The sequence below is a fragment of the Pseudomonas sp. TH49 genome (assembly GCF_016650625.1).
Lineage (GTDB): Bacteria > Pseudomonadota > Gammaproteobacteria > Pseudomonadales > Pseudomonadaceae > Aquipseudomonas > Aquipseudomonas fluorescens_H.
Map to the genome: position 1 here is coordinate 143902 of NZ_JAEKFL010000002.1, position 22130 is coordinate 166031.

The 22130-nt window shown below is 62.0% G+C and carries 19 protein-coding genes; 2 read left to right on the top strand and 17 right to left on the bottom strand.

The annotated features are described in order from the left end of the window. Positions 1–65: 65 nt before the first annotated feature. The gene (locus JFU48_RS18010) at positions 66–872 is read left to right on the top strand and encodes a class I SAM-dependent methyltransferase (RefSeq protein WP_201137175.1); all 807 of its coding nucleotides are present in this window, start codon (positions 66–68) and stop codon (positions 870–872) included. A 135-nt stretch (positions 873–1007) separates the two neighbouring features. Here JFU48_RS18010 and JFU48_RS18015 read toward each other — a convergent pair whose 3' ends face one another. From JFU48_RS18015 to JFU48_RS18095, 17 genes are all read right to left on the bottom strand, one after another. Beyond that, positions 1008–1700, bottom strand: a complete 693-nt coding sequence (locus tag JFU48_RS18015; protein ID WP_201137176.1) for a GNAT family N-acetyltransferase — start codon at positions 1698–1700, stop codon at positions 1008–1010. A gap of 104 nt (positions 1701–1804) precedes the next feature. Further along, on the bottom strand, positions 1805–2605 hold the full coding sequence (locus JFU48_RS18020) for a ChbG/HpnK family deacetylase (RefSeq protein ID WP_201137177.1): 801 nt from the start codon (positions 2603–2605) through the stop codon (positions 1805–1807). Beyond that, positions 2577–3761 carry a GNAT family N-acetyltransferase gene (locus JFU48_RS18025; RefSeq protein WP_201137178.1) on the bottom strand — a complete coding sequence of 395 codons (1185 nt, stop codon included), beginning with the start codon at positions 3759–3761 and terminating at the stop codon, positions 2577–2579. The genes JFU48_RS18020 and JFU48_RS18025 overlap by 29 nt, the downstream gene beginning before the upstream one ends. A gap of 4 nt (positions 3762–3765) precedes the next feature. Then, positions 3766–4455: a GNAT family N-acetyltransferase gene (locus JFU48_RS18030; RefSeq protein WP_103520025.1), complete on the bottom strand. Its 690-nt coding sequence runs from the start codon at positions 4453–4455 to the stop codon at positions 3766–3768. 223 nt (positions 4456–4678) lie between these two features. Beyond that, entirely contained in the window at positions 4679–6598 is a 1920-nt protein-coding gene (locus JFU48_RS18035) for a hypothetical protein (RefSeq protein ID WP_201137179.1), read from the bottom strand. Further along, positions 6595–7899 (bottom strand): lipopolysaccharide biosynthesis protein, encoded by a 1305-nt coding sequence (locus tag JFU48_RS18040; protein ID WP_003226303.1) that lies wholly within the window; start codon positions 7897–7899, stop codon positions 6595–6597. Before JFU48_RS18040 ends, JFU48_RS18035 begins: the two co-directional genes overlap by 4 nt. Continuing rightward, complete coding sequence (locus JFU48_RS18045; RefSeq protein WP_201137180.1) at positions 7896–8897, bottom strand: polysaccharide deacetylase family protein; 1002 nt, start codon at positions 8895–8897, stop codon at positions 7896–7898. Before JFU48_RS18045 ends, JFU48_RS18040 begins: the two co-directional genes overlap by 4 nt. A 13-nt stretch (positions 8898–8910) precedes the next feature. Beyond that, positions 8911–10047, bottom strand: a complete 1137-nt coding sequence (locus tag JFU48_RS18050) for a glycosyltransferase (RefSeq protein ID WP_201137181.1) — start codon at positions 10045–10047, stop codon at positions 8911–8913. Next, entirely contained in the window at positions 10040–11008 is a 969-nt protein-coding gene (locus JFU48_RS18055) for a glycosyltransferase (protein WP_201137182.1), read from the bottom strand. Before JFU48_RS18055 ends, JFU48_RS18050 begins: the two co-directional genes overlap by 8 nt. Further along, positions 11005–12375 carry an O-antigen ligase family protein gene (locus tag JFU48_RS18060; RefSeq protein ID WP_201137183.1) on the bottom strand — a complete coding sequence of 457 codons (1371 nt, stop codon included), beginning with the start codon at positions 12373–12375 and terminating at the stop codon, positions 11005–11007. Before JFU48_RS18060 ends, JFU48_RS18055 begins: the two co-directional genes overlap by 4 nt. Then, entirely contained in the window at positions 12372–13463 is a 1092-nt protein-coding gene (locus tag JFU48_RS18065) for a glycosyltransferase family 4 protein (protein WP_201137184.1), read from the bottom strand. The genes JFU48_RS18060 and JFU48_RS18065 overlap by 4 nt, the downstream gene beginning before the upstream one ends. Beyond that, positions 13460–15052 (bottom strand): GumC family protein, encoded by a 1593-nt coding sequence (locus tag JFU48_RS18070; protein ID WP_201137185.1) that lies wholly within the window; start codon positions 15050–15052, stop codon positions 13460–13462. The genes JFU48_RS18065 and JFU48_RS18070 overlap by 4 nt, the downstream gene beginning before the upstream one ends. Positions 15053–15073: 21 nt before the next feature. Next, a complete protein-coding gene (locus tag JFU48_RS18075; protein WP_201137186.1) occupies positions 15074–16102 on the bottom strand; it encodes a polysaccharide biosynthesis/export family protein in 1029 nt (342 codons plus the stop codon). Between the two features lie 21 nt (positions 16103–16123). Further along, complete coding sequence (locus JFU48_RS18080; RefSeq protein WP_003226287.1) at positions 16124–16771, bottom strand: CpsD/CapB family tyrosine-protein kinase; 648 nt, start codon at positions 16769–16771, stop codon at positions 16124–16126. Further along, the gene (locus tag JFU48_RS18085; RefSeq protein ID WP_201137187.1) at positions 16771–17517 is read right to left on the bottom strand and encodes a sugar transferase; all 747 of its coding nucleotides are present in this window, start codon (positions 17515–17517) and stop codon (positions 16771–16773) included. The genes JFU48_RS18080 and JFU48_RS18085 overlap by 1 nt, the downstream gene beginning before the upstream one ends. 18 nt (positions 17518–17535) lie before the next feature. Then, positions 17536–18573: an NAD-dependent epimerase gene (locus tag JFU48_RS18090; protein ID WP_201137188.1), complete on the bottom strand. Its 1038-nt coding sequence runs from the start codon at positions 18571–18573 to the stop codon at positions 17536–17538. Then, complete coding sequence (locus JFU48_RS18095) at positions 18570–19922, bottom strand: UDP-glucose dehydrogenase family protein (RefSeq protein WP_003226282.1); 1353 nt, start codon at positions 19920–19922, stop codon at positions 18570–18572. Before JFU48_RS18095 ends, JFU48_RS18090 begins: the two co-directional genes overlap by 4 nt. A gap of 389 nt (positions 19923–20311) precedes the next feature. On the opposite strand from JFU48_RS18095, the gene JFU48_RS18100 reads away from it, so the two are divergent. Beyond that, positions 20312–22009: a sulfatase-like hydrolase/transferase gene (locus JFU48_RS18100; RefSeq protein ID WP_201137189.1), complete on the top strand. Its 1698-nt coding sequence runs from the start codon at positions 20312–20314 to the stop codon at positions 22007–22009. Positions 22010–22130 lie beyond the last annotated feature (121 nt).

The window sequence follows — 22130 nt, forward strand, 5'->3', positions numbered from 1 at the left end:
ACCCGAATTGCCGAGCTGTTCTAGACTCGTGGCCGCTCAATCACGAGCATCGCCCGGAGTGCGCCATGGAAGTGCTCAACAATAAAACCGCCATCGACAGCAATCGACAGGCGTGGAACGATTCCGCTCGCCACCACCGTGAATCGGCCGAATGGCAAGCGCTGTTGAACGACGTGTCCCAGGCTGATTTCTCTTGCCTCGACGATACCTTGCGCGGCTTGCTGGAGCAGGTCGGCGTCGACGGTAAAGAGGTGATTCAACTCGGTTGCAACAACGGCCGCGAAAGCCTGTCGCTGTTTGCCCTCGGCGCGCGCAGTGTGGTCGGCGTCGATCAATCGGAGGCGTTTCTCGAACAGGCCCGCGAGTTGAACCAGCGCTCGCCACACAACGGCGAATTCATCGAAAGCGATATCCATCACCTGCCGGCTGCGCTGCACAGCCGCTTCGACGTGGCGCTGATCACCATCGGCGTGCTGAACTGGATGCCCGACATCGGCGAGTTCTTCCGCCATGTCGCGCTGACTCTCAAACCGGGCGGCAAACTGGTGATCTACGAAACCCATCCGTTTCTGGAAATGGTCGATCCTGAAGGCGAAGACCCGTACCGCCTCGCCAGCTCCTACTTCCGCGCCGAGCCATTCGTGCAGGAAGAGCCGATCGTCTACGTGGGCAAGGTCGAGCAGCAGGCTGCCAAGTCCTATTGGTTCGTGCACACCCTCGGCGCCATCTTCAGCGGTGCCATCGCGGCCGGGCTGAACATCGCGCACTTCAAGGAGTATGCGCACTCGAACCGCGAAGAGGTGTATGACCAGTACCTGAATCAGCCAGCGCAGATGCCGTTGTGCTTCACCTTGGTCGCCAGCAAGACCTGAGAGTTCGTTGCCCCGTCTGGCCCCATCGCGAGCAGGCTCACTCCTACAGTTGATCGGTGTCGTACACGAGATCCCTGTGGGAGCGAGCCTGCTCGCGAACGCGGCCTCACTGCCGCCGCAGATTCCAAGGTCGGCTCACGCCTGCGCTGTCGCACTCACCACCGGCCGTTCCGGTTTGCGCAGTGGTTCCAGGCGTGAGCCGTCATAGTGGGTTTCGCGGTAGAAGCGCCAGCGGCCGAACAGGCCATAGACGTGGGTGATGCGCCCCTGTTCGTGGTAGCCCATGCGGAGGTGCAGCTTCATCGCCGGGATGTTGCGGGTTTCGCAGGTGTCCACGACGGTGTGGCAGCCCTGGGCGGCCATGGCTTCCCAGAGGGCGACTTGTACGTCCACCGACAGGCTGGTGCCGAAATACGGCCGGGCCATTTCGCCGCCGAATTCGAAGAACTCACCGGGTTTGACCGGGAACCAGCAGCCGTAATAGTGGCGGTCGTGGTAGTCGCGAATACTGCCCCAGATGAATGCCACTGCATGACCATCGGCATCGAGGTACATGTGCCCGGTATGACCCTCGGCGGCGAGTTCGGCCATGGTCTCGACCCGGTCGCCGAAGTGCTTGGCGAAGGCCCCGGTGTTGTGCGGCGTGATATCGACTTTGCGCAAACCTTCGTATGGGCGCAGCTTGTGCGGCGGTACCGGGGAGACCAGGTCGCGCTCCATCCACAGCAGCTCCCAGTGGAAGAACACGTGGCGTTTCCACAGCGTGGCGAAGACACGGCCGAGGCCTTTTTGACGAATGCGTTCGCGCAGTTTTTCGATAACACTCATGTTGCCCTCCGTGGCCGAGGCCCGGTGTAGTGGATGTTGCTTTTGTGGGTATAGATCACACCTGCAACGCCGTTTCGAAGCGCCATCTTCGAAAGTATTGCAAGTTATGTAGGTCGATCGAGTGCCGCGGCACCGCGTAGAAAGTCCTTGTTCAGATCGGCGTAGGAAACCCGTGGAACGCCCGGCAGCCGCTGCTCTAGCACGCGGCTCAGGGATTCTCCGGGGTTGAGATAGGCATCACCGAAATCGCTCCCGAGCTGATTCGGGTGGGCAACGATTTCCAGCACGCCGTCGGTCGGCGCGGGGTCGTTGCGCAGGTCTACCGGGGTACACACATAGTCCGCCGTGGCCCCGGCGAGACTTTGTAAACGCCAGTTGAGCAAACCTTTGAACAGGCGTTTCGGCAGACTGAGGTTCTGCCCCAGGTTGCGTGCCAGGCGAATCGGCACGCCTTGCCGGGCGGCAAACCGGGCGACGATTTCGCCGATCGGCCAGATGTTGTGCACGTGCTGATGCGAGTCGATGTGGCTCGGCCGCACGCCATGTTCGACACAGCGTTGCCACTGCGCGTGCAACTCCTCACGCACCGCGTCGCGATCTTCGCGACTCAGCCACAGACTGTGGCGCGGCAGGCTCAGATCGAACACGCCGTGGCCATCGCAGAAGGTACGACTGCGCAGGATCGAAGTGCTTAACGGCCGGCCGTAAGTCAGGTTGAAGTGCAACCCGACCCGACCTTGCAGCGTCGGATGCCGGGCCATCGCGCAGGCTGCTTCGAACGCCGGCATGTTGGCCATGGCCGTGGCCGAGCTGATGACCCCGGCCTGAAACGCGGCGAAGATCGTCGCGTTTTCGTTCGGGCTCAACCCGAAATCGTCAGCGTTGACTATGACTTGGCGAGGCATGATCGCCCTCCGTGGTGATGACGACAGGTGGGGTGGGCAATGCCGGTTTGGCTGCACGCCGCGCTCGCCATTGCTGCACCGTCGGTTTCAATCGATGCCAGAGCCGCAACCCCAGCCCCAGCAACATCCCGCTGGGGCGCCAGGAATAGAAACTCCAGCGCCAGTGTTCCAGTTGTCCGGTCATGCGTTCGTGCAGTTGGTGGCTGGAGTTTTCCAGACTGACCCGCGAGGCATCGATCCAGCGCCAATGCTCGTCCAGCCCCCAGCGAATCCACTCCTCCAGCAGCACCCGGCCGCTGCCCAGATCGGCGTATTGCGGCAGGAACGCGAGGTTGTAATCGTAGAGTCGGTCCTGTTCGAGCAGGCCGAGGCGATAGCTGATGCAACGTCCGTTGAGTTCCAGCGTCACCACCCGCACCAATCCCTGGCCGGCGAGGGCGGTGAAGGCGCGTTCGATCCATTGCCGACTGCGTTCGCTGGCGAAAATCCCCACGCCTTCGTCGCCTTTCCAGCTCACCGCTTCGACTTCGCTGATCGCCTTCAACAGCGGACCCATGCTCAGCGCGTCGGGAGTGATGCGCCGCACCTGGGCGCCACACGCGGCAATCCGTTTGCGCGCCCGCCGCAGCTTGTAGCGCGGGTCACCGGAAACTTCCTGATGATCGGCGTCGCTGATCAGATGCACCGGCACCCGGCAACTGAGACGGCGTTCGCCTTTAGAACTGTGGGCCATCCATTCGGTGAGCACGCTTTCTTCACCCGCAGGCTCGGACAATTCGTTAAGTTGCAGCAGCGCGTGCGGCAGCTGTCGGTGGATCAGGCGCAAGGCTTCGCGCATGTCCTCGCCGTTGAGCAATGACAGCAGCGCCAGCCGGTCCGCCAGCGGATGCCCCAAGTGGTGCAGCACGCGGAACGGCACTCCGGCAAAACGCTCGCGGCCCGCGACCAGCGGCAGGCACAGACGCAATTCTTCCGCTTCCCAACCGAGCAGGATGTGCAGGCGCTCACTCTCGTCGAGTGCCTGCTCGGCCGCGCACAACCAGCCCAGGTGGTTGAACGGCGTGTGGTCCGTCACTTGCAGGCGCAGCGCTTCATAGGCGGCTGCCGGGAAGTCGGCGGCGCACAGCGAAGTGCGCCATTCGAATCGCGCCGGCATAGGCTCAGACCGCCGTGGCTGTGACAGGTGGACGGGACGGTTTGCGCAGCGCATCCAGTCGCGAACCGCTGTAGCGGGTTTCGCGGTAGAAGCGCCAGCGACCGAACAGGGTATAGACATTCATGATCCGGCCTTGCTCGGTGTACCCCATGCGCAGGTGCAGTTTCAGCGCCGGGATGTTGTGGAACTCGCAGACGTCCACCACCTTGTCGCAGCCCTGGGCCGCCATGGCTTTCCACAGTTCCAGTTGCAGGTCTACCGACAGTTCGGTGCCCCAGTAGGCACGGGTCAGCTCGCCGCCGAATTCGAAGAACTCGCCGGGTTTCACCGGGAACAGGCAGCCGTAGTAATGCCGGTCGAAGTAGTCCCGCGCGCTGCCCCAGATGAACGCCACGGCATCGCCCTGATCGTCCAGGTGCATGTGCCCGGTGTGCCCTTCGTTGGCCAGCTCGGCCATGGTCCCGACGCGGTCGCCGAAGTAGCGGGCGAAGGCGCTGGCGTTGTCGGCGGTGATCTTCACTACCCGCAGCGGCGGATACGGTTTGAGGCTGTGCGGTGGCACCGGACTGACCAGATCGCGCTCCATCCACAGCAGTTCCTGATGGAAAAACACGTAGTGCTTCCACGCCTTGCCGAGGGTGGCGCGCAGGCCTTTTTGTTTGATGTGTTCGCTGAGTTTGCTGACGGTACCCATGTTCTGTACTCCTGAACTCTTTGGCGCGGCGAACCCTTGTGGTGAGGGAATCCTGTGGTGAGGGGATTCCTGTGGCGAGGGGATTTATCCCCGATCGGCTGCGCAGCAGTCGTCGCTTTTAAGCTTGAAAAACCCGGGCCGCTTCGCAGCCCATCGGGGATAAATCCCCTCACCACAGAGTTTATGTTCGCCTGGCTTTTCTCGTGACTGATCGGGATTGGGTTCATGACGCGCTCCAGCTCAGGGCGAACAGGGTTTCCCCTGGCAACTCGAAGCTGACGCGTCCGGCGCGACAGGCAAACGGCGCGTCGCGGCTGCGGTTGTCCGCGCCGAAGTAACGCAACGCACCGTTGTTCAGCGGGCACTTGGCGCCGCTCAGGTCGACACGCTGCAAACGCGTGCCCTTGTTCACACCGAGCAGGCCACGCTGGTCGTCGCCGGCCATCGCCAGCACATCGACTTCAAAGCCATCGTTCTCCAGCCACAGCACCTTGTGCAGCCAGTGTTGCGCGATGAATTGCTGGGCCAGCCCCACCGGTTTCAGCTCGAAACGCTCAGCGCCCAAGACCCGGATCATGCCCTTGGGGTACTGCGGTTCATCGGCGGCCTGAAACCAGTTGAGCATCGTCAGCAAACCGTCCTGCGAGGCATTGATCACCACCGAGGCCCACCACAGCGAGGCGTAATGGGTCTCCTGATCGTAGGGGCTGAGGCTGGAGCCGCTGGACAGATTGGTCTGATCCAGCAACAAGGCCTTGCGCGGCTGGCCATGGGCGTCGAGGCCGACCAGTTCAGCGGCGCGGCGCACGCTGTCGCGGTAGACGCGGGTGGCGAGCAGGTCGCGGATCATCCATTCGTGCCACGCCAGCGCGTCGATCTGCTCGGCGGACTCGCCGAGCAAGCGCCGCGCCCAGTCGATGCCGCGCTTGTCTGCCGCGTTGTCGGCGAACGGCCCGTTGACCAGCCGTGAACTGGCCGGCATGGCGATGCGCACGCCGGCCCTGGCATTCGCCGGATCGCTGCGCACCTGTCTGGCCATGCTGGTGAAAATCGCCCGGTATTGCTCGAAGCTCGAATAGTTGAGGTTCGGCTCGTCGGCAAAACCAATGTAGTGCGTGCCGTTGCCGCCCAAGGCGCGGGTGCTGGCCAGCCACGCATTGAGCCCGCCATTGCTTTGCACATCGGCACGCAGATCGGCCTGACGCTGGCTGCCGGCGAGCAGGGTGATGTCCTGACGGATGCCGAAGCGCTCCTGATAAACCTCGCGGAACGCGTCTTCGAAGTGCGGATTCTTCGCCGTGACATCGACAAAACTGTAGTAACTGGCGGCGGTCGGTTTCAGTGCATCCAGCGCGGCATGGCTGGCGGCGGGCGGCAGCACATAGGGCAGGGCGATGCCCAGATCCGGGGTGCGCCCGAGGATTTTGTCGTGCAGGGCCAGGTGGATCTGGCCGGTCTCCTCGCGCACGGGTTTGAGTTGCTGCGGAGTCTGCGCAAACCGATTGGCCGTGCCGTCGAGCCAGAACGCCGCTTTGCCGCTGCCTTGCAGGCGCAGGCGCCAGACCTGTTCGCGCGCGCTGACCGGCAGCGTCAGTTGATCGAACTGCCAATAGGCGCGATAGGGTTTGAGCGCCAGCGTCAGTGGCTGATCATCGCCAACCCGTTGTACCTGCAGCGCGTTGACCCCGCCATGAAACTTGCCGGCGAGCACCGCGTGTTCCCCCGGCGCGACCTTGAAATACAACTCGTCGCCATTCTGCGTCTGGGCGCTGAAATGCACCTTGGCCGGCTCGAACAGCGCGACGGTGCGATCGTCGTGCTCGACCCGGTAATTGCGGAAGCTGTAGCCGGGAATTTCCAGGCGATAACTGGCAGCACCCGGCAGCAACGCCCAGCTCTGGGTGCCGCGGGTTTCGCTGGCCTTGATCAAGCGTTCGCCCTGCAATTTGCCCTGGCCGTCGAGCAGGTACAGATGCTCTTCGTTGGCGTCGGCCTGCCACGCCGGGGTCCAGCGCACGGTCACGGTGTCCGGGCGATCGGTTTGCAGGTACAGGCTGCCGTCGCGGATCTCGCCCCAGCGCATCGACGCGGCAAAGGCGTCCAGCGACAGGCCGAGACCGAGCAGCAGGACCAGGCCTTTCATGCGGCCTTCCGTTGCAGCATTTGCAACATCGGCGTGATGTCGCTGGGCAGGATGATCAGGGTTTGCCAGAACGCCACGCCGCTCAAACGGCAGTACAGCACCAGCATCGCCACTGTGACGGCCAGATAGGCAATTGACGAAGCCGCCGCCGCGCCGACGATCCCGTAGGCCGGAATCAACACCAGGTTCAGCGCCAGATTGAGCAGGGCACCGAGGCCCATCAACAGCGATACCGTGCCGGGGCGGTTTTTCCCCAGCAGGTCCAGACGCAGGATGCTGGCGTAGCACAGGCCGAGCAGCCCCGGCAGCAACGCCAGCAGCGCCGGATACGCCGGTTGGTAGGCGATGCCGAACAGGGTGACGATCAGCCAGTTGCCGATCACTGCCATGCTCAGGCACGCAGCGAGCATCACCGTGGCGGTCAGGCGCAGGGCCAGCGGGGTGACCTTGTCCATGCCTTCGTCCTGTTGCAGCAGGCGCTTCATCAGCGGCGTGGTCACCGCTTCCGGGACGATCAGCAGCAGTTCGGCGGCAGCGCTGGCCATGGCGTAATGACCCAGCGCGGTGCTGCCGAGCAGGGCGCCGATGAACAGGTAGTCCGAGCGCAGAATCACTTGCTGGAACAGCAGATCCGGATGGCTGCGCGCGCTGTAACGCAGCAGTTCGTTCTGGCTGGCGCGATCCCATTGCAACTGCAGCGGTTGCGCGCGTTTGAGCCAGACCCAACCGGCCAGCACCACCAGGCTGATCCCGGCCAGCCAACTGATCAGCGCGGCTTCCAGCGCCGCGCTTTTCCACATCCAGAACAGCGCGAGAAACAGCAGCAACGGCGCCAGCGATTCGGTCAGGCGCAAGGCGTTGAACGCGACCACGCCGCCGGAGGCGTTGTGCAGGGTCAGCAGGCCGCTTTTCAGCACGGTCAGCGGCACCGCCAGCAGCAACAGCCAGGCCAGCAGGCCGAGCTGCACAGTCACATCCAGCTCACTGCCGAACTCACGCACCAGCGCCACCACCAGCAAGGTCAGCAGACCGGCGAGCAAGCAACCGAAGACCAGCACCTGACTCAGCAGCAGCCCCATCGGCCGTTGCTTGGCGGCCTGATAGCCGACGGCTGAGTTCAACCCGCCACTGGTGGCGGCGCTGATCAGGTCGGGCAAGGTGCTGAGCAGCGCAAACAGCCCCCGTTCACTCGGCCCGAGGATCCGCGCCAGCAACACGTTGCGCAGCAGACGCAGGGCGATCATCGCCAGTTTGGTGCCCATGCTCAGTGCCAGATGCCTGAGATAGTGGCTGCGGCTCATGGCCGGTTGCCACGAAAGATGCGCCACGACAGCAGCTCAGGATTACGCGCGGTGCGCTGGCTGACACCGAAACGCGGCAGGTTCAGCGGATCGCCTTCGCCGCGATAGATGCCGGTGCCGGTGCCCAGGGCGAACCGGTAGTCGTGCGCGGCAATCTGCTTGCGCACCCGTTCGTCGTTGTTGCCGTTGGGGTAGCAGTACACCGGCAGCGGCCGGTTGCAGCCGTTGTTCAAGGCTTCACGGCTGCGGCTGATTTCTTCGCTCAGGTGCACATCGTCCAGTTCGGTGAGGATTTTATGGCTGGCGCCGTGCGGGCCGAAGCGCACCAGTCCCGAGGCCTCCAGCGCGCGTACCTGATGCCAGTCCAGCGCTTGCGGCAACGATTCCGGCGGACATTCGTCAGTCAGGCGTTCGAGCATCTGCGGTTCGAGGCTCTTCAGGCTTTGCAGGTAATGCAGCAGCGACAGGCTGCGGCGGTCGACGTCAATGTCGTCGACCAGCACCGGCACCGGGTGATGAATCGCGTGCAGGCATTCGATCAAGTGCAGGCGGGTCTTTTCGCCATGGCTGCCCCACAGGGTTTCGCCGAGGCTTTCCCACCAGAAGCGCTGACGGCTGCCGATGAAATCGGTGGAGAGGAAAATGCTCGCCGGCACCTGGTGCTTCTGCAGCAGCGGGAAGGCGTTGACTGCGTTGTCGCGCCAGCCGTCGTCGAAGGTCAGCGCCACCCGTGGGCGCTCGTCGCGCGCTGGGCCGGGCGTCAGGATATCCATCAGCGGTACACAATCGAAATGCCGACGCAGCCACACCAGCAGGTGATCGAACGCCTTGGGGCCGACGCACAGTTCATTGCGGTGCGGCAGGTCGGCAGCGCGATCGTTGTCCAGCACCCGGTGCAACATCAGGATCACCCCGGCACCGTGCAACTGGTTTCGTCCTACGGGCGAGTTGAGGTAAAGCCAGCCGCTGGTACGTTTTATCAATTGTTTGATCGCCATGGCTTCGGTCCTCTCAACGGTTTTGTTCAGGGTTCCACTGGGCGTAACGGTGGCCGCGCAGGAATTGCCACAGGCCGATGCTCATGCCTGCCAGCGTCACCAGCAGGAATGCCGCAAGGCGGAACGGTTTGGGTAACCGGTGTTGTGAATCCAGCAGTCCGGCAATCGCCACGGCGTAGCCGAACAGTTGGGCGATCAGGGCCAGTCGATAGAAACCGTGGTCGTCCCACAGCCAGAAGTTGCTCAGCAGCAACGGCAGCAGGAGGATCGGTGCCAGACGCCGGATCAGCTTGTGGCTGATCAGCGCAATCGAATACAGGCCATGTTTGAGTGGGTTGAGCAGCTCACTGCGCTGGGCGAGGCTTTGCAGGCCACCGACGGTGACGCGTTGACGCCGGCGGAATTGTTTGTCCGCTTCGTCGACACCGTGGTCGATCACTTGCGCCTCGGGCACGTACACAATGCGCTTGAATGCCACCGGTGCACAGGTGCTGAGAAAGAAGTCGTCATTGACCTCCGCCGGCACGCTCTGGAACAGCTCGCGGCGCAGGGCGAGCAGGGCGCCGTCGGCCGAGACCATGCAGCCGGTGCGGTTCTCCACCCGGCGCAGCCAGCCTTCGTAGTGGCGGTACAGACTGTCGCCGACGCTCAGGCCACCGCCCGTCACCGGAATCACCATGTGCCCGGCGCAGGCGCCGACACTCGGGTCACTGAGTGGCGCGAGCAGGTAGCCGAGGGTTTCCCGCGACCACTGGTTGTCGGCATCGGTGAACACCAGAATATCGCCAGTGGCCAGGGCCACGCCGGCATTCAGCGTCGCCGCTTTACCCAGGCGCGGCAGATCGAGCACGGTGATGCGCGAATCGATCACTTTGTGCGCGCAGGCCCCGGTGTCGTCGGTCGAACCGTCGCTGGCGAGAATGATCTGCAGCGTGGCCGGCTGATAGTCCTGCGCCAGCAGCGTGCGCAACTTGTGCTCGATGTGCCGCGCCTCGTTGTGCGCGGCGATCACGATGCTGATGTTCAGCGGTGGCGCCGGGCTGTGGCGCCACGCCGGGAACAGCGGCGCCAGCACGGTCAGCAGCAGCGGGTAGCCGAGGTAGGCGTACACCGGCAGCAGCAGGCACAGCCAGAAAATGAATTCAGCCACGGGCAGGCCTCCTGGCATTCCAATGACACACACTGAGAATGAGCGCCGCCCCGGCCAGGTGCAGACGCACCCAGTGCAGGCCCCACAGTTGCAGGGTCAGGCCAATGTCGTGATGGCGTGAACTCTGGCGAATGCTCAGCACCAGCGCCGGAATCAGGGTCAGCATCACCATGACCGCTGCGTGATGCGGAAAGCCGTTGAGCAGCGCGGAAATTGCCAGCAAGTCCAGCAGCCATGCCATCAGCGACAGCAGCGGAAAGCGCAGCAGACGCAGGCTGAAGCCGTGGGTGCGCAACAGTTGCAGATGACTGCCCTGACGCCACATTTCCTTGCCCATCCACTCACGCCAGTTCATCTCGTAGCCCCAGTGCAGGGCCACGTTGTTGTTCACCGACAACAGGCGCGCGCCTTGTTCGCTCAGGCGCAGGGTGAATTCCTTGTCTTCGCCGGTGCGCAGGTGTTCGTCGAAGCCGCCGACCTTCTCGAACCAGCGCCGACGCATCAGCAAGTTGGAGCTGGGCAGCCAGTCCACTGTGTGCGACGCCTGCCCGGAAGTGCGCAGCGTGCGCCGTTGCCAGGCCGTCGCGTACCACGGCGCAGCGGCGGGAGTGTGCAGATCCAGACCAAACACATCGGCCTGACCACTTTCCTCCAGTTCGAACAGTGGCCTGAGCCAGTCTTCGGGCATTTCGACGTCGGCATCGATGAACGCCAGCCACTCGCCGCTTGCCAGCAGGACACCGCGATTGCGCAGCGCACCGATCAGCAGCCCAGGCAGCACCAGCACCTGCGCACCGAACTGCCGGGCGATGTGCGGGCCGTCATCGCTCGAGCCGTTGTCGACCACGATCAGCTCGCACTCGACATTGGCTGCGTGCGCGGCTTTCTGCGCCGCCAGCAGCGTGCGGCCGATGTGCCGGGCCTCGTTGAACATCGGGATGATGATGCTGATGCGGATCATGCTCTGGACTCCCTCAGAGGTGCTTGCTCGGCTTTGAGGCGCAGGACGCTGGTCAGCGCGAGCATGATCCACACGTACTTCTGGTTCGGTGCGCTGAGGAACATCAGGAACAGGGTCAACGACAGGAAACTCACACCGAGGTGGGTCATCAGATCCGCCTGTTGCCAGTCGCGCCGCAGCATCCACGCGGCGCGGGCGCGGATCAAGTTGTACAGGCCCAGGCCGAGCATGCCGACGAACAACAGGCCGGCGGGAATCCCCAGTTCACTGAAGATTTCCAGGTAGGTGTTGTGCGCACGGCGGTACAGGTCGCCGATCTTGCGGTTGGCGGAAAATGCCTTGGCATAGCCGGTGGTCGCGTAGTGCAGCGGGAAGGTGCCGGGGCCGGAGCCGAGCAGCGGATTCTCGCGGATCATCTGCCCGCCGACCACGATGTACGAGGCACGGCGGCCGAGGGATTCGTCGTCGTGGCCCTTGGCCCCGGCGCTCAACACGCTCAGGGACTGAATGCGTGCGATGTAACCGGCGGGCATCGCGTAGATCGCCAGCGGAATCACGATCGCTGCGCCGAGCATGGCGAAACCCAGGTGCCGTGGGCGAATCCGGGTCAGTTGCGCGCGGTAGTGCCAGCAGCCGATCAACAGACTCAAGGCCACCACCACCAGCCCGGAGCGCGACTCGGTCTTGGTCATGCCACCGAGCAGCAGCACGCAGCAAGCGCCCCAGAACAAGCGGTGCAACAGGTTCGGGCCGCGAATCACCAGCAGCAGGGCCAGCGGAATGGCGAAGGCGATCAGCAGGGCGAAGGCGTTGGGGTCTTCGAGCAGCCCGGCGGCGCGGCCCTGATCCTGGAATTTGGTCGAAAACATCGCCATGGCGCAGGTGGCGCTGACGCTCAGGGTCACCAATCGGGCGAACAGATCGAGGTTCAGTTCGCGGCCGATCAGCAGGGTGATGACAAACAGGATCAGGCCGACGCTCAGCTCACGTAGGTGCCCCAGCGACATACCCATGTCATCGGTATTGAGCAGGCTGAGGAAATACAGGACCAGAAACCACAGCAGAAACCGCCAGATATTGCTGCGCAGACGCTCGGAGGGAATCTGATGCATGGCCAGTTGCAGCATCAGGATCACCGCCAGCGAGGCACCGATCAGTTTGCTCCCGGACAGCGAACTGTCCTTGAAGAAGCCTTCGAACGGCACCAGCGCGGCGATGCCCAGCAGGCCCCAGGTCGGCTTGCGGTACAACACTGTAAAACCCACCAGAGCAATGACGGCGCCCGGTGCCAGAAACGGATAAGGGCTGGCGAGCAGACCGATGCACACCAGACCGAGCAGCGTGACGATCGAGAGCGGGAAAATCATGCGCGTGCCTCCCGTGCCGTGCGGATGTACAGCTGCGACCAGCGTTCGGCCAAAGCCTTGAGGTCGTAGCGATCCTGTTGCGTACGCTTTGCGTTGTCGCACAAATGCCGGGCCAGCTTCGGCTCGCTCAGCAGGTTGTCGAGCTGGCGGGCGAGGGCAGAGCTGTCGGCGGGTGCCGCCAGCAGGCCGTTATTACGGTGTTCGAGCACATCGGGAATGCCGCCGACTGCGAAAGCCACCACCGGCACGCCGGCCTGCATCGCTTCCAGCAGAATCATCGGTGTGCCTTCGGTGCGCGAGCTGATCACCAGCGCATCCAGTTGCTGCCACCACGGTTGCATGGCGGTCTGGTAACCGGGCAGGCGAATCCGTTGGGTCAATCCGGCGGCGTCGATGCGTGTTTGCAGCGCTTCACGTTCCGGGCCGTCGCCGAGCATCACCGCGTCCAGTTGCGGGTGCTGGTGACACAGCGGAATCAGTGCATCGAGAAACAAATCCGGGCCTTTCTCGCTGCTCAAACGCCCGACGTAACCGGCGAGCCAGCGCTGGCGGTCAACGGTGCTGACCAGCGCGGCGGCGGCCGGTAAACCGTTGGGGATCACTTGCAGTTTTTCCGCCTGCACGCTGGCCTGACGATGCAGCACGGCGATGCTCTCGGCCACGCACACCACCCGGTCCACCGAAGCGGTGCGGCACAACTGCAGACTCAGCCAGGTGTAGAACTTCTGCTTGCGGCTGCGCGGGGTGAAGCCGTGTTGGGTGATGACCAGTGGCAGACGCAACAGCGTCGCCCCGACCCAACCGAACAACAGCCCTTTGAAGTTGTGGGTGTTGATCAGCGGTTGCTCGCTGCGCCGGGCACGTAGATGGCGCATCAACTCGCCCAGCCCGGAGCAGCCACGACAGTCCACCCCGGCCTCGCGAAAGCGCGCGATCAATGCGGGTGGTGCATCGAGACACAGCACCTGGTGCTGCCCCGGTGTCGCCAGGCAATGATCGAGCAACATGCGCTCGGCCCCATAGAAGCCGCCGCTGCTGAGCAAATGAATGATCGGCAGCGCGGCATTCGGGGTGGACGGCGTGTTCAATTGCGCACCCAGTGCACGAAGCTTGGCACGGTCCAGTTCTTGTGCGGATTGCGTGGCAGAACGTTTTCGTCGTTGATCACCAGCAACACTGGCAGACCCAGTTCGTGGGTGATTTGCGCCGGATGCTTGAAGCGGTGATCGAAGAACTCACGCACATAGACCAGGGCAATCGCCAGCAGCAGTCCGGTGAACAGCCCGAACGGGATGATCAGCAGCGGTTTGGGGAACGCCGGCTCGGTCGGTTCGAACGGCGGGCTCAGCACCTTGGCGTTAGACAGGTCGTCGTTGAGTGAACCGGCGGTGCTGCTTTCGGCAAAGCGTTGCGCGTAGGTCGAGAACGCCGTGTGCAGCGCATCGATTTCAGTGTCCATCTGCCGCAGCTTGCTCTGGGTCTGCTGCAAGGTGTGGATGCGGTTCTTGAAGTCGGCGATGCGCGCGGTTTTCTGATCGATCACCTGTTGCACCACGGCCAGGTCGTTGGTGCGTTCCTGAATGCGGTTGCTCACCACTTTGAGGAACTGCTGACGGGTGCGGGCGATCTGCTCGCGGGTCAGCAGCATCGGCTCGCTGCCGGGCTGGAACACCGCGAGGTCATTCATGTAGCGGCTGACCTGGGTGGTCAGTTGCTCGCCCAACTGTTTGACTTCGCGATCCTCGAACGCCACGTTGTCGACGGTGGTGGTGAAGGTGTAGGGGAAGGTGTAGTCGTTGAGCTTGTTGGTGCTGGCGGCGGCCAATGCGGTTTTCAGGTATTCAAGCCAGCGCTGGCTCTGCAACAGGCGATCCTGGTACAGGTTCAGCGCTTGTTCTTCGGTGTTGATCGCGTTCAGGCGAAAGGTGATTTCTTCCTTCGGATCGGACGAGCCGACGCTTTCCAGCAGCGCCTGGCGATTGCCCTCTAGTCCATCGAGACGCACCTGATACAGGTGCTTCTTGGTTTCGTAGAAGGATTGCGGCAGGTCGATCGATTGCAGCGCCTGACGGCTCACCAGATAGTTCTGCAGCAGGGTGGCGACAAACGTCGTGCCTTGATGCGGATCGGGGAAGCTGTAGACGATCGAGATCACGTTGGAGCCGGGCAGGGTCTCGATCTTCAGGCTGTCGATGGCCTGTTGAGTGAGGCCGTCGAGCACGGTGTCGCGCACCGGATCGGTCTCCAGCCCGAGCATGTTGCGCAGCGGGTTGATCACGTATTGGCGCAGGGGCGAGGTGACATAACGGCGGAACGGATCGCCGATCAGTTTGGCGAACATGCCGACCGGAGGGCTGTATTCGCCCTTGTCGCGCAGCTCACTGATGGTCTGCCGGATCAACGCGGGCGAGCGCAGGATATTGCTCTCGGTTTCCATGTCCGCCAGCGACGGCGGAATGAAGGTGGCGTTATCGACCGTCAGTGACGTGGTGGCGTCACCCTGGGAGAGTTTTTTCGACTGCACGATCACCTGGGCGGTGATATCGAAGCTCTGTTTGAGCACCAGCGGCAGTACCAACGCGATGACTGCAAAGATCAGGAAGACGCGCTTCACCAGTTGCTTGTTGGCGAAGAAGATCCTGAAGAACTCATGCAGGTAGTTTTCCTTTGGATTCATGATCGGTCACCTGAGAGTCGGTTAGTTGCTGCTGTTGTCGTTCTTGTTGTCGAGGCGATAGCTGAAACTCATGCCCACGCCCTGGAACAGCACCACGTCCGCCAATTGCCGCGCGAGCTCGCCGGCACTGGCCAGTTTGGTTTTGGGCACGTAGAGCATGTCGTCCGGTTGCAGATAGGCGATTTGCGAAGCGTCGCCGGACAGGGCTTTCTCGACGTCGTAATGCACCGCCTGCACCTGATTGCCGTTGCGGCGCATGATCACCACCGAGTCGAGGCGCGCCTTGATGTTGGTGCCACGGGCCAGGGTCAATGCTTCAAGTACCGAGACCGGGCGACGAATCGGATAGGAACCCGGCTGGCCGACTTCACCCAGCACATAGATCTCGTTGCCCGCGGTGGATTTGAGCATCACATCGACGCTCATCCGACCTGGCAGTTGTGCGTACTTCTGGTTGAGGAAGGTTTCCAGCTGGTTGATGGTCATGCCTTGCAGTGGCACCGCGCCGATTTCCGGAAAACTCGCATAACCGTCGTTACCCACGGTGATCTCACGGCTCATACCGGTGGCGGGATGGTTGAGGGCACTTTTGAGGTTCTGCTCATTGGTCAGCGGACTGATGACCTGCACCGTCAGCTGATTGCGGTTGGGCTGGAACAGTTGTTTGCGCTGGTAGGCACGCTGGATTTCTTCGCGGGCTTCGTCGCCGGTCAGCCCGGCGATTTTCACCGAGGTGTTGGCGCCCGGCAGGTTGATGGTGCCGTCAGGCAGCACCAACTGGTTGCCGTTGAGCTGGCTGGCCGCGGTGAAGTTCAGGCCGATCTGGTCACCCGATTGCACGCGGTAGGCGTCCGAACCGCTGGTGCTGATGTGGAAGATCACGTCCAGCACGTCTTGCGGGCGCAACGTCTGCTCGATCTTCGGCATATCGGTGGCCTGGGCGTTGGCCGGGGTGGCGGTGAGAATGTTCACCGGCATGTTCTGGGTTTCGGAAGTGCTGGAGCAGCCTGCAAGCGGCAGCATCAGCAGAACAAGTATCTTGGCGTTCATGGCGTCATCCTTCGCATTTGCTTACAGGTTTTTGTAAAGCCATTTGGGCATGTAGTACTTGCGCCGGTTGAAGACGCTGCCAACCACTTTCGCCCCGGCCTGGGTCAGGCGTTGCACGGCGGCCTGGGCGACTTCCCAGCGCGTGTCCTCGGCGCGTACCACGAACACCACGCCATCGACCTGAGTGGCGAGTACCAGCGTGTCGGCGGCGGAGTACACCGCGTCACCATCGATCACCACAAAGCGGTACTGGCTGCCCAGTTGATCGAGCAACGGGCTCAGGCGCTCGGCAGTCAGGTGCTCCAGCGTGCGGATCGGCCGACCGTTGGGCAGGACATGGAACGGCAGGCTCGACACCTGCACCACGCAGTCCTGCAACAGCGGCGGGTTGTCCGGGTTGAACAGCAGATCGCGCAGGCCGCGCTCCTTGCTCAGGTTCAACTGTTGGGTGAGGTTGCTCGCCGACTGGCTGGCGTCGACCAGCAGCACCTGACCGCTGCTCATCTGCGCCAGTTGGCTGGCCAGCGCCAGCGCACTGGTGGTGGTGCCGGCACCAGGGTTGGCGGCGGTCAGGAACAGGATCCGCAGATCCAGATCCAGCACGGTCGAAATCAGGTTCGATTCGCTGGGGTTGGCAATGCTCAGGCTTTTGTTGGTTGAACCGTCCATTAGCTTGCTCCGTGGCCGCTGAATACTTTGAAGGGGGTTTTCAACAGGATCTTCAGATCAAGCAAAAGGCTTTGCTCGGCGATGTAGCTGAGGTCCAACTCAACGCGCTGGTCGAAGTCGATGTTGCTGCGCCCGGAGATCTGCCACAGGCCGGTCATGCCGGGGTAGATGCTCAGGCGCGCGAGGTGGCTGTCCTTGTAGCGGTAGGCGTTGAACGAGGTCGGACGCGGGCCGACCAGGCGCATGTCACCGCTCACCACATTGAACAGATTGGGCAGTTCGTCGAGGCTGGTGCGCCGCAGGAAACCGCCGATCCCGGTGATGCGCGGGTCCTTGTCGATCTTGAAATCGATGGCGTCGACCCCGTGCTTGTTGAGGTGGCGCAGCGATTCCTTCAGTTCTTCGGCGTTGCAGACCATGGTGCGGAACTTGTACATGCCGAACGTGCGGCCGCGATAGCCGGTGCGTTTTTGCACGAACATCACCGGTCCCGGGCTGGTGAATTTGATGGTCAGTGCCAGGCCTAGCAGCAGCGGCGAAAACACCACCAGGATCATCAGCGCACCGAAGCAGGCCAGCACCCGGTTGGTGCGTGACAGCGTCCATGGCCGGCCACCGTCGCGACCGGTCAACCAGCCACGACCCTGCATGTGGATGGCGGTATCCAGGCGCATTCGGTGTTCGGGATCCATGCGTTTGTCACGACGCATCTGATTGATCGGTACACCTTGTTCATGTCCAGTCATGAGAACCTCCGCTGAAGTTCAGCCGCGAGCGGCGCGTGGGCGACAGGCAGTGGGGTAGTAGTCGCGAAACCAGGCGATGAAACGCCCCAGGCCTTCATCCAGCTCGATCCGGGGCTGGAACCCGGTGGCCTGGGCCAGATCATCGGTTTCGGCACAGGTGTTGAGCACATCGCCCGGTTGCATGGGCAAGAGCTCGACAATGGCTTTCTGGCCGAGGTGTTTTTCCATCAACGCCAGGTAGGTTTTCAGCTCCACCGGGTGGTGGCCGCCGATGTTGAACAGGCACCACGGGGCCATGCTGCTGCCGGCATCGGGGTGTTCGCGATCCCACTCCGGGTGGGAGTGCGGCGGATGGTCGGTGAGCCGGGCGATGCTTTCGACGATGTCGTCGATGTAGGTGAAATCGCGCTGGTGCTCGCCGTAGTTGAACAGTTTCAGCGGGGTGCCATCGGTGATCGCCCGGGCGAACTGAATCGGCGACATGTCTGGCCGACCCCATGGCCCGTACACGGTGAAAAAGCGCAGCCCGGTGCTCGGGATGCCGAACAGATGGCTGTAGCTGTGAGCCATCAGCTCGTTGGCTTTTTTGGTCGCGGCGTACAGCGACAGTGGGTGATTCACACCGTCATGCACCGAATAAGGCGTGTGCTGGTTGGCGCCGTAGACCGAGCTCGACGAGGCGTAGATCAGGTGCTCCACCGGATGATGCCGGCAGCCTTCGAGAATATTCAGGAAACCGCTGAGGTTGCTGTCGAGGTAGGCCTTTGGGTTTTCCAGCGAGTAGCGTACGCCGGCCTGCGCCGCGAGGTGGATCACCACTTGCGGTTGCTCGCGGACAAACAGCGCTTCAATCGCCGCGGCATCGGCCAGATCAATCCGCGCGATCGGGAAATGCCCGACCTGATTACGTATCCATTGCACCCGATCGTGTTTCAGCTGCGGGTCGTAGTAGCCGTTGAAGTTATCCAGGCCGACCACCGCATGCCCGTCGCGCATCAGCCGCAACACGCAATGGGCGCCAATGAAGCCGGCTGCGCCGGTGACCAGGATTTTCATGGGCGCAATCCTTCCGGCGTAATGTGGCGCAGGCCGATACCGCTGTAATGCAGGCCGGCCGCCGCTACGTGTTCCGGGTTGTAGAGATTGCGACCGTCGACGATCACCTTCGAACGCAGCTTGCTCGCCAGCAGTTCGAAATCCACCACGCGAAAGTTTTTCCACTCGGTGCAGATCACCAGCGCATCGGCATCCTCCAGGGTGTCGTCGCGAGTGGCGCACAGATGCAGGTCGTTGCGATAGCCGTAGAGGCGCCGGCATTCGGACATGGCTTCCGGATCGTAGGCCTGCACGCTGGCGCCTTCGGCCCACAGTGCGTCCATCAGGTAGCGGCTGGGCGCTTCGCGCATGTCATCGGTATTGGGTTTGAACGCCAGGCCCCAGATCGCGATCGACTTGCCGGCCAGACCCTGCGGAAACTGCGCCTTGAGTTTGCTGAACAGAATGTGCCGCTGACTGTCATTGACGTCGGTGACGCTGCGCAGCAGTTTCAGCGGCATGCCGTTGTGTTCGGCGGTGTGTAACAGGGCACGCAGATCCTTGGGGAAGCACGAACCGCCGAATCCGCAACCGGGGTAGATGAAGTGGTAGCCGATGCGCGGGTCGGAGCCGATGCCTTTGCGCACCGCTTCGATGTCGGCGCCCAGCAGTTCGGTGAGGTTGGCCAGTTCGTTCATGAAGCTGATACGCGTGGCGAGCATTGCATTGGCCGCGTACTTGGTCAGCTCGGCGCTGCGGTTGTCCATGAACATCAGTTTTTCGTGGTTGCGGCAGAACGGCGCGTACAGTTCGCTCATCTGCTCGCGGGCTGCGTCATCGCGGGTGCCGACGATGATCCGGTCCGGACGCATGCAATCGGCGAGGGCGCTGCCTTCCTTGAGGAATTCGGGGTTGGACACCACCCGTACCTTCAGGCTGCTGCGGCCACGACGTTGCAGCTCTTCGTTGGCCTTGGCGGCAACCTGGTCCGCCGTGCCGACCGGCACCGTGGACTTGATGATCAGGGTGCGATCAGCCTCCATGTGCGAGGCGATCTGCCGGGCCACGTTCAGCACATGGCTGAGGTCGGCGGAACCGTCCTCATCGGCCGGCGTGCCCACGGCGATGAAAATCAGTTCGGCATGTTCTACCGCGTCGCTGGCCTGGGTACTGAACAGCAGACGCCCGGCCTTGATGTTTTCTTCCAGCGCAGCGGATAACCCCGGCTCACTAATAGGCGGCACGGCTTGTTGCAGTTGTTTAATCTTGTTGGGGTCAATATCAACGCATAAAACCCGATGCCCTACATCTGCAAGTGCGGCGGCTTGAATTAATCCGACGTAGCCGGTGCCAAATACGCTCACGTCCATCTGCGCACCCTCGATAGAGCGAAAAGAAGAAGTTCGGAAGAAGACTGTAAAAGGGGTATAGCGCAGGGTTTGGAAAGCGTGTCAGCAAAATGACATGTTGCACCTGTATAACACTTGAGCGCTTTTTGGCGATTGGCCATCAAGTCATTGCTGCGATTGGATTTGTTGTTTTTCTGCAGATTTGTTCAGATTTAAAATAAGCGATAAACGGTTGTAAGTCTTTAATTTAAAGGCTTCTAGCGTTTTGCGTGTGTCAGATTTGAGTCACCGGTTTTTTGACGCTTTCTAAAGAAAACAGTCAATTCTTGCGCTTTGATGGCTGGGTGCTAGTGTCAGGTTCTGACCGACAAACCTTTGACTCTCTGCCGTTTTGCACGAGCGGTATCGCCATGTTCAGATATGCCAAAGAATTACTTTTGATTGTTTATTTGCTGCTTTATTCCGAATATTACATTGAGCGGTTAAATGCTATCGGTGTCGGTTTTGCTGTACTTCTTTTTGGCGCGATGTTTTTGGCGCTTACTTTAGCGTTATATCTAACGGCTTATATTCGTCAGGCTCTCATTCGCCACTTGTTCGCAATAACACTGTTTGTCTCGGCCGTATTTTTTGATGTCTATACCCGGGTCACCGCGGATTACCTGAGCTACAGCAGCTTTGTGTCGCTGGTGTACTCTGGCGGCTTCATCCAGGAAGCCGCCTACCAGTATCGCGACGCGATCATTCATGGCGCGCTCAGCGGGCTGCTGTTGCTGTTCGGTATCGGTCTCAAGCCGCGTCATGCACTGGTGGTGCCCAATGCGTTGCGCGTGGCAGCGCCGGTATGTGGCGTGTTGCTGTTGAGTACGGTGTTGTTCCTGCGGGCGGGCGAGGGCGCGCGGGGCTTGCCGATCATGTACACGCCGCTGGCCTATCTGAACCTGTTCGCCTATGAAGCGCTGCACAACACAGTCGGCCCGCGTGAGCCGGTGACGTTGGCGCGCAACACCGTGGCGATCAATCACGACATCGTGCTGATCATCGACGAAAGCATTTCCGGCAATTACCTGGACATCAACGCGCCGTTCGGGGTGCACAGCAACCTCAAGCAGGCGCATCCGGGTGTCGACATCTTCAACTACGGCTACGCCGCGTCCATCGCCAACTGCAGCGCCGACACCAACGTCACCCTGCGCTACGGCGGCACTCGCGCCGATTACATGCGCATCAACAGCACGCTGCCGTCGATCTGGCAGTACGCGAAAAAAGCCGGGTTGCGCACGGTGTACATCGACGCCCAGCGCACCGGCGGCAATTTGCAGAACCTGATGACCGACACTGAAAAAAAGGACATCGACGAATTCGTCCAGTTTGACCAGACCAGTGTGCGTGATCGCGACATGGCCGCCGCCGCGAAACTGATCGAACTGCTCAACGATGATCAGCCGGAGTTGGTGGTGATCAACAAGGTCGGCGCGCATTTCCCGGTGCACGACAAATACCCCGACGCCTTCATGGCGTATCGTCCGACTCTGCCGCGTGGGCAGTTCACCGAAGTGGCCGACACCGGTAAACGCGACGGTTTCAACGGCCAGCCGGATGACTGGGTGCTGTACCGCAACGCCTACAAAAACACCGTGCTGTGGAACGTCGGCGAGTTTTTCGCCCGGGTCTTTGCCCAGGCCAATTTGCACAATGCACTGCTGATCTACACCTCCGATCACGGCCAGGACCTGCATGAGCGCGGCAATCCCGGGCTCAACACCCACTGCGGCGGCGATCCGGTCGAGGAAGAAGGGCTGGTGCCGCTGGTGGTGATTCGGGGCGATCAGGTGCACGGCCCGGACTGGACGCAGGCATTGGCGCAGAACAAGGATCGCTCCAGCCACTACAACATCTTCCCGACGCTGCTGCAGTTGATGGGTTACGACCTGGCGGGTATCGAAGCGGTGTATGGCAAACCGCTGACGCTGCCGACCGCGGACGATTTCACCTTCAACTATCGCTTCAATGCGCGGTTGGGGGCCAAGCCTGAGTGGAAGCACATTGACCTGAAGACGATTGTCACGCCGGGGGAGGCTGCGACCAGTGTGGCAACCGGGGAGTGAGATTTGTGCCGGTTTCACTGGCCTCATCGCTGGCAAGTCAGCTCCCACAGTGTTTCAGGGTGAACCCGGTAATTGTGGACAACCTCAACCCCTGTAGGAGCTTGCCTGCAAGCGATGGGGC

Excerpts from the sequence above, each read along its gene's own strand:
- JFU48_RS18010 (WP_201137175.1), top strand. The coding sequence starts at position 66 with ATGGAAGTGCTCAACAATAAAACCGCCATCGACAGCAATCGACAGGCG.
- JFU48_RS18015 (WP_201137176.1), bottom strand. The coding sequence starts at position 1,700 with ATGAGTGTTATCGAAAAACTGCGCGAACGCATTCGTCAAAAAGGCCTC.
- JFU48_RS18020 (WP_201137177.1), bottom strand. The coding sequence starts at position 2,605 with ATGCCTCGCCAAGTCATAGTCAACGCTGACGATTTCGGGTTGAGCCCG.
- JFU48_RS18025 (WP_201137178.1), bottom strand. The coding sequence starts at position 3,761 with ATGCCGGCGCGATTCGAATGGCGCACTTCGCTGTGCGCCGCCGACTTC.
- JFU48_RS18030 (WP_103520025.1), bottom strand. The coding sequence starts at position 4,455 with ATGGGTACCGTCAGCAAACTCAGCGAACACATCAAACAAAAAGGCCTG.
- JFU48_RS18035 (WP_201137179.1), bottom strand. The coding sequence starts at position 6,598 with ATGAAAGGCCTGGTCCTGCTGCTCGGTCTCGGCCTGTCGCTGGACGCC.
- JFU48_RS18040 (WP_003226303.1), bottom strand. The coding sequence starts at position 7,899 with ATGAGCCGCAGCCACTATCTCAGGCATCTGGCACTGAGCATGGGCACC.
- JFU48_RS18045 (WP_201137180.1), bottom strand. The coding sequence starts at position 8,897 with ATGGCGATCAAACAATTGATAAAACGTACCAGCGGCTGGCTTTACCTC.
- JFU48_RS18055 (WP_201137182.1), bottom strand. The coding sequence starts at position 11,008 with ATGATCCGCATCAGCATCATCATCCCGATGTTCAACGAGGCCCGGCAC.
- JFU48_RS18060 (WP_201137183.1), bottom strand. The coding sequence starts at position 12,375 with ATGATTTTCCCGCTCTCGATCGTCACGCTGCTCGGTCTGGTGTGCATC.
- JFU48_RS18070 (WP_201137185.1), bottom strand. The coding sequence starts at position 15,052 with ATGAATCCAAAGGAAAACTACCTGCATGAGTTCTTCAGGATCTTCTTC.
- JFU48_RS18075 (WP_201137186.1), bottom strand. The coding sequence starts at position 16,102 with ATGAACGCCAAGATACTTGTTCTGCTGATGCTGCCGCTTGCAGGCTGC.
- JFU48_RS18080 (WP_003226287.1), bottom strand. The coding sequence starts at position 16,771 with ATGGACGGTTCAACCAACAAAAGCCTGAGCATTGCCAACCCCAGCGAA.
- JFU48_RS18085 (WP_201137187.1), bottom strand. The coding sequence starts at position 17,517 with ATGACTGGACATGAACAAGGTGTACCGATCAATCAGATGCGTCGTGAC.
- JFU48_RS18090 (WP_201137188.1), bottom strand. The coding sequence starts at position 18,573 with ATGAAAATCCTGGTCACCGGCGCAGCCGGCTTCATTGGCGCCCATTGC.
- JFU48_RS18095 (WP_003226282.1), bottom strand. The coding sequence starts at position 19,922 with ATGGACGTGAGCGTATTTGGCACCGGCTACGTCGGATTAATTCAAGCC.
- JFU48_RS18100 (WP_201137189.1), top strand. The coding sequence starts at position 20,312 with ATGTTCAGATATGCCAAAGAATTACTTTTGATTGTTTATTTGCTGCTT.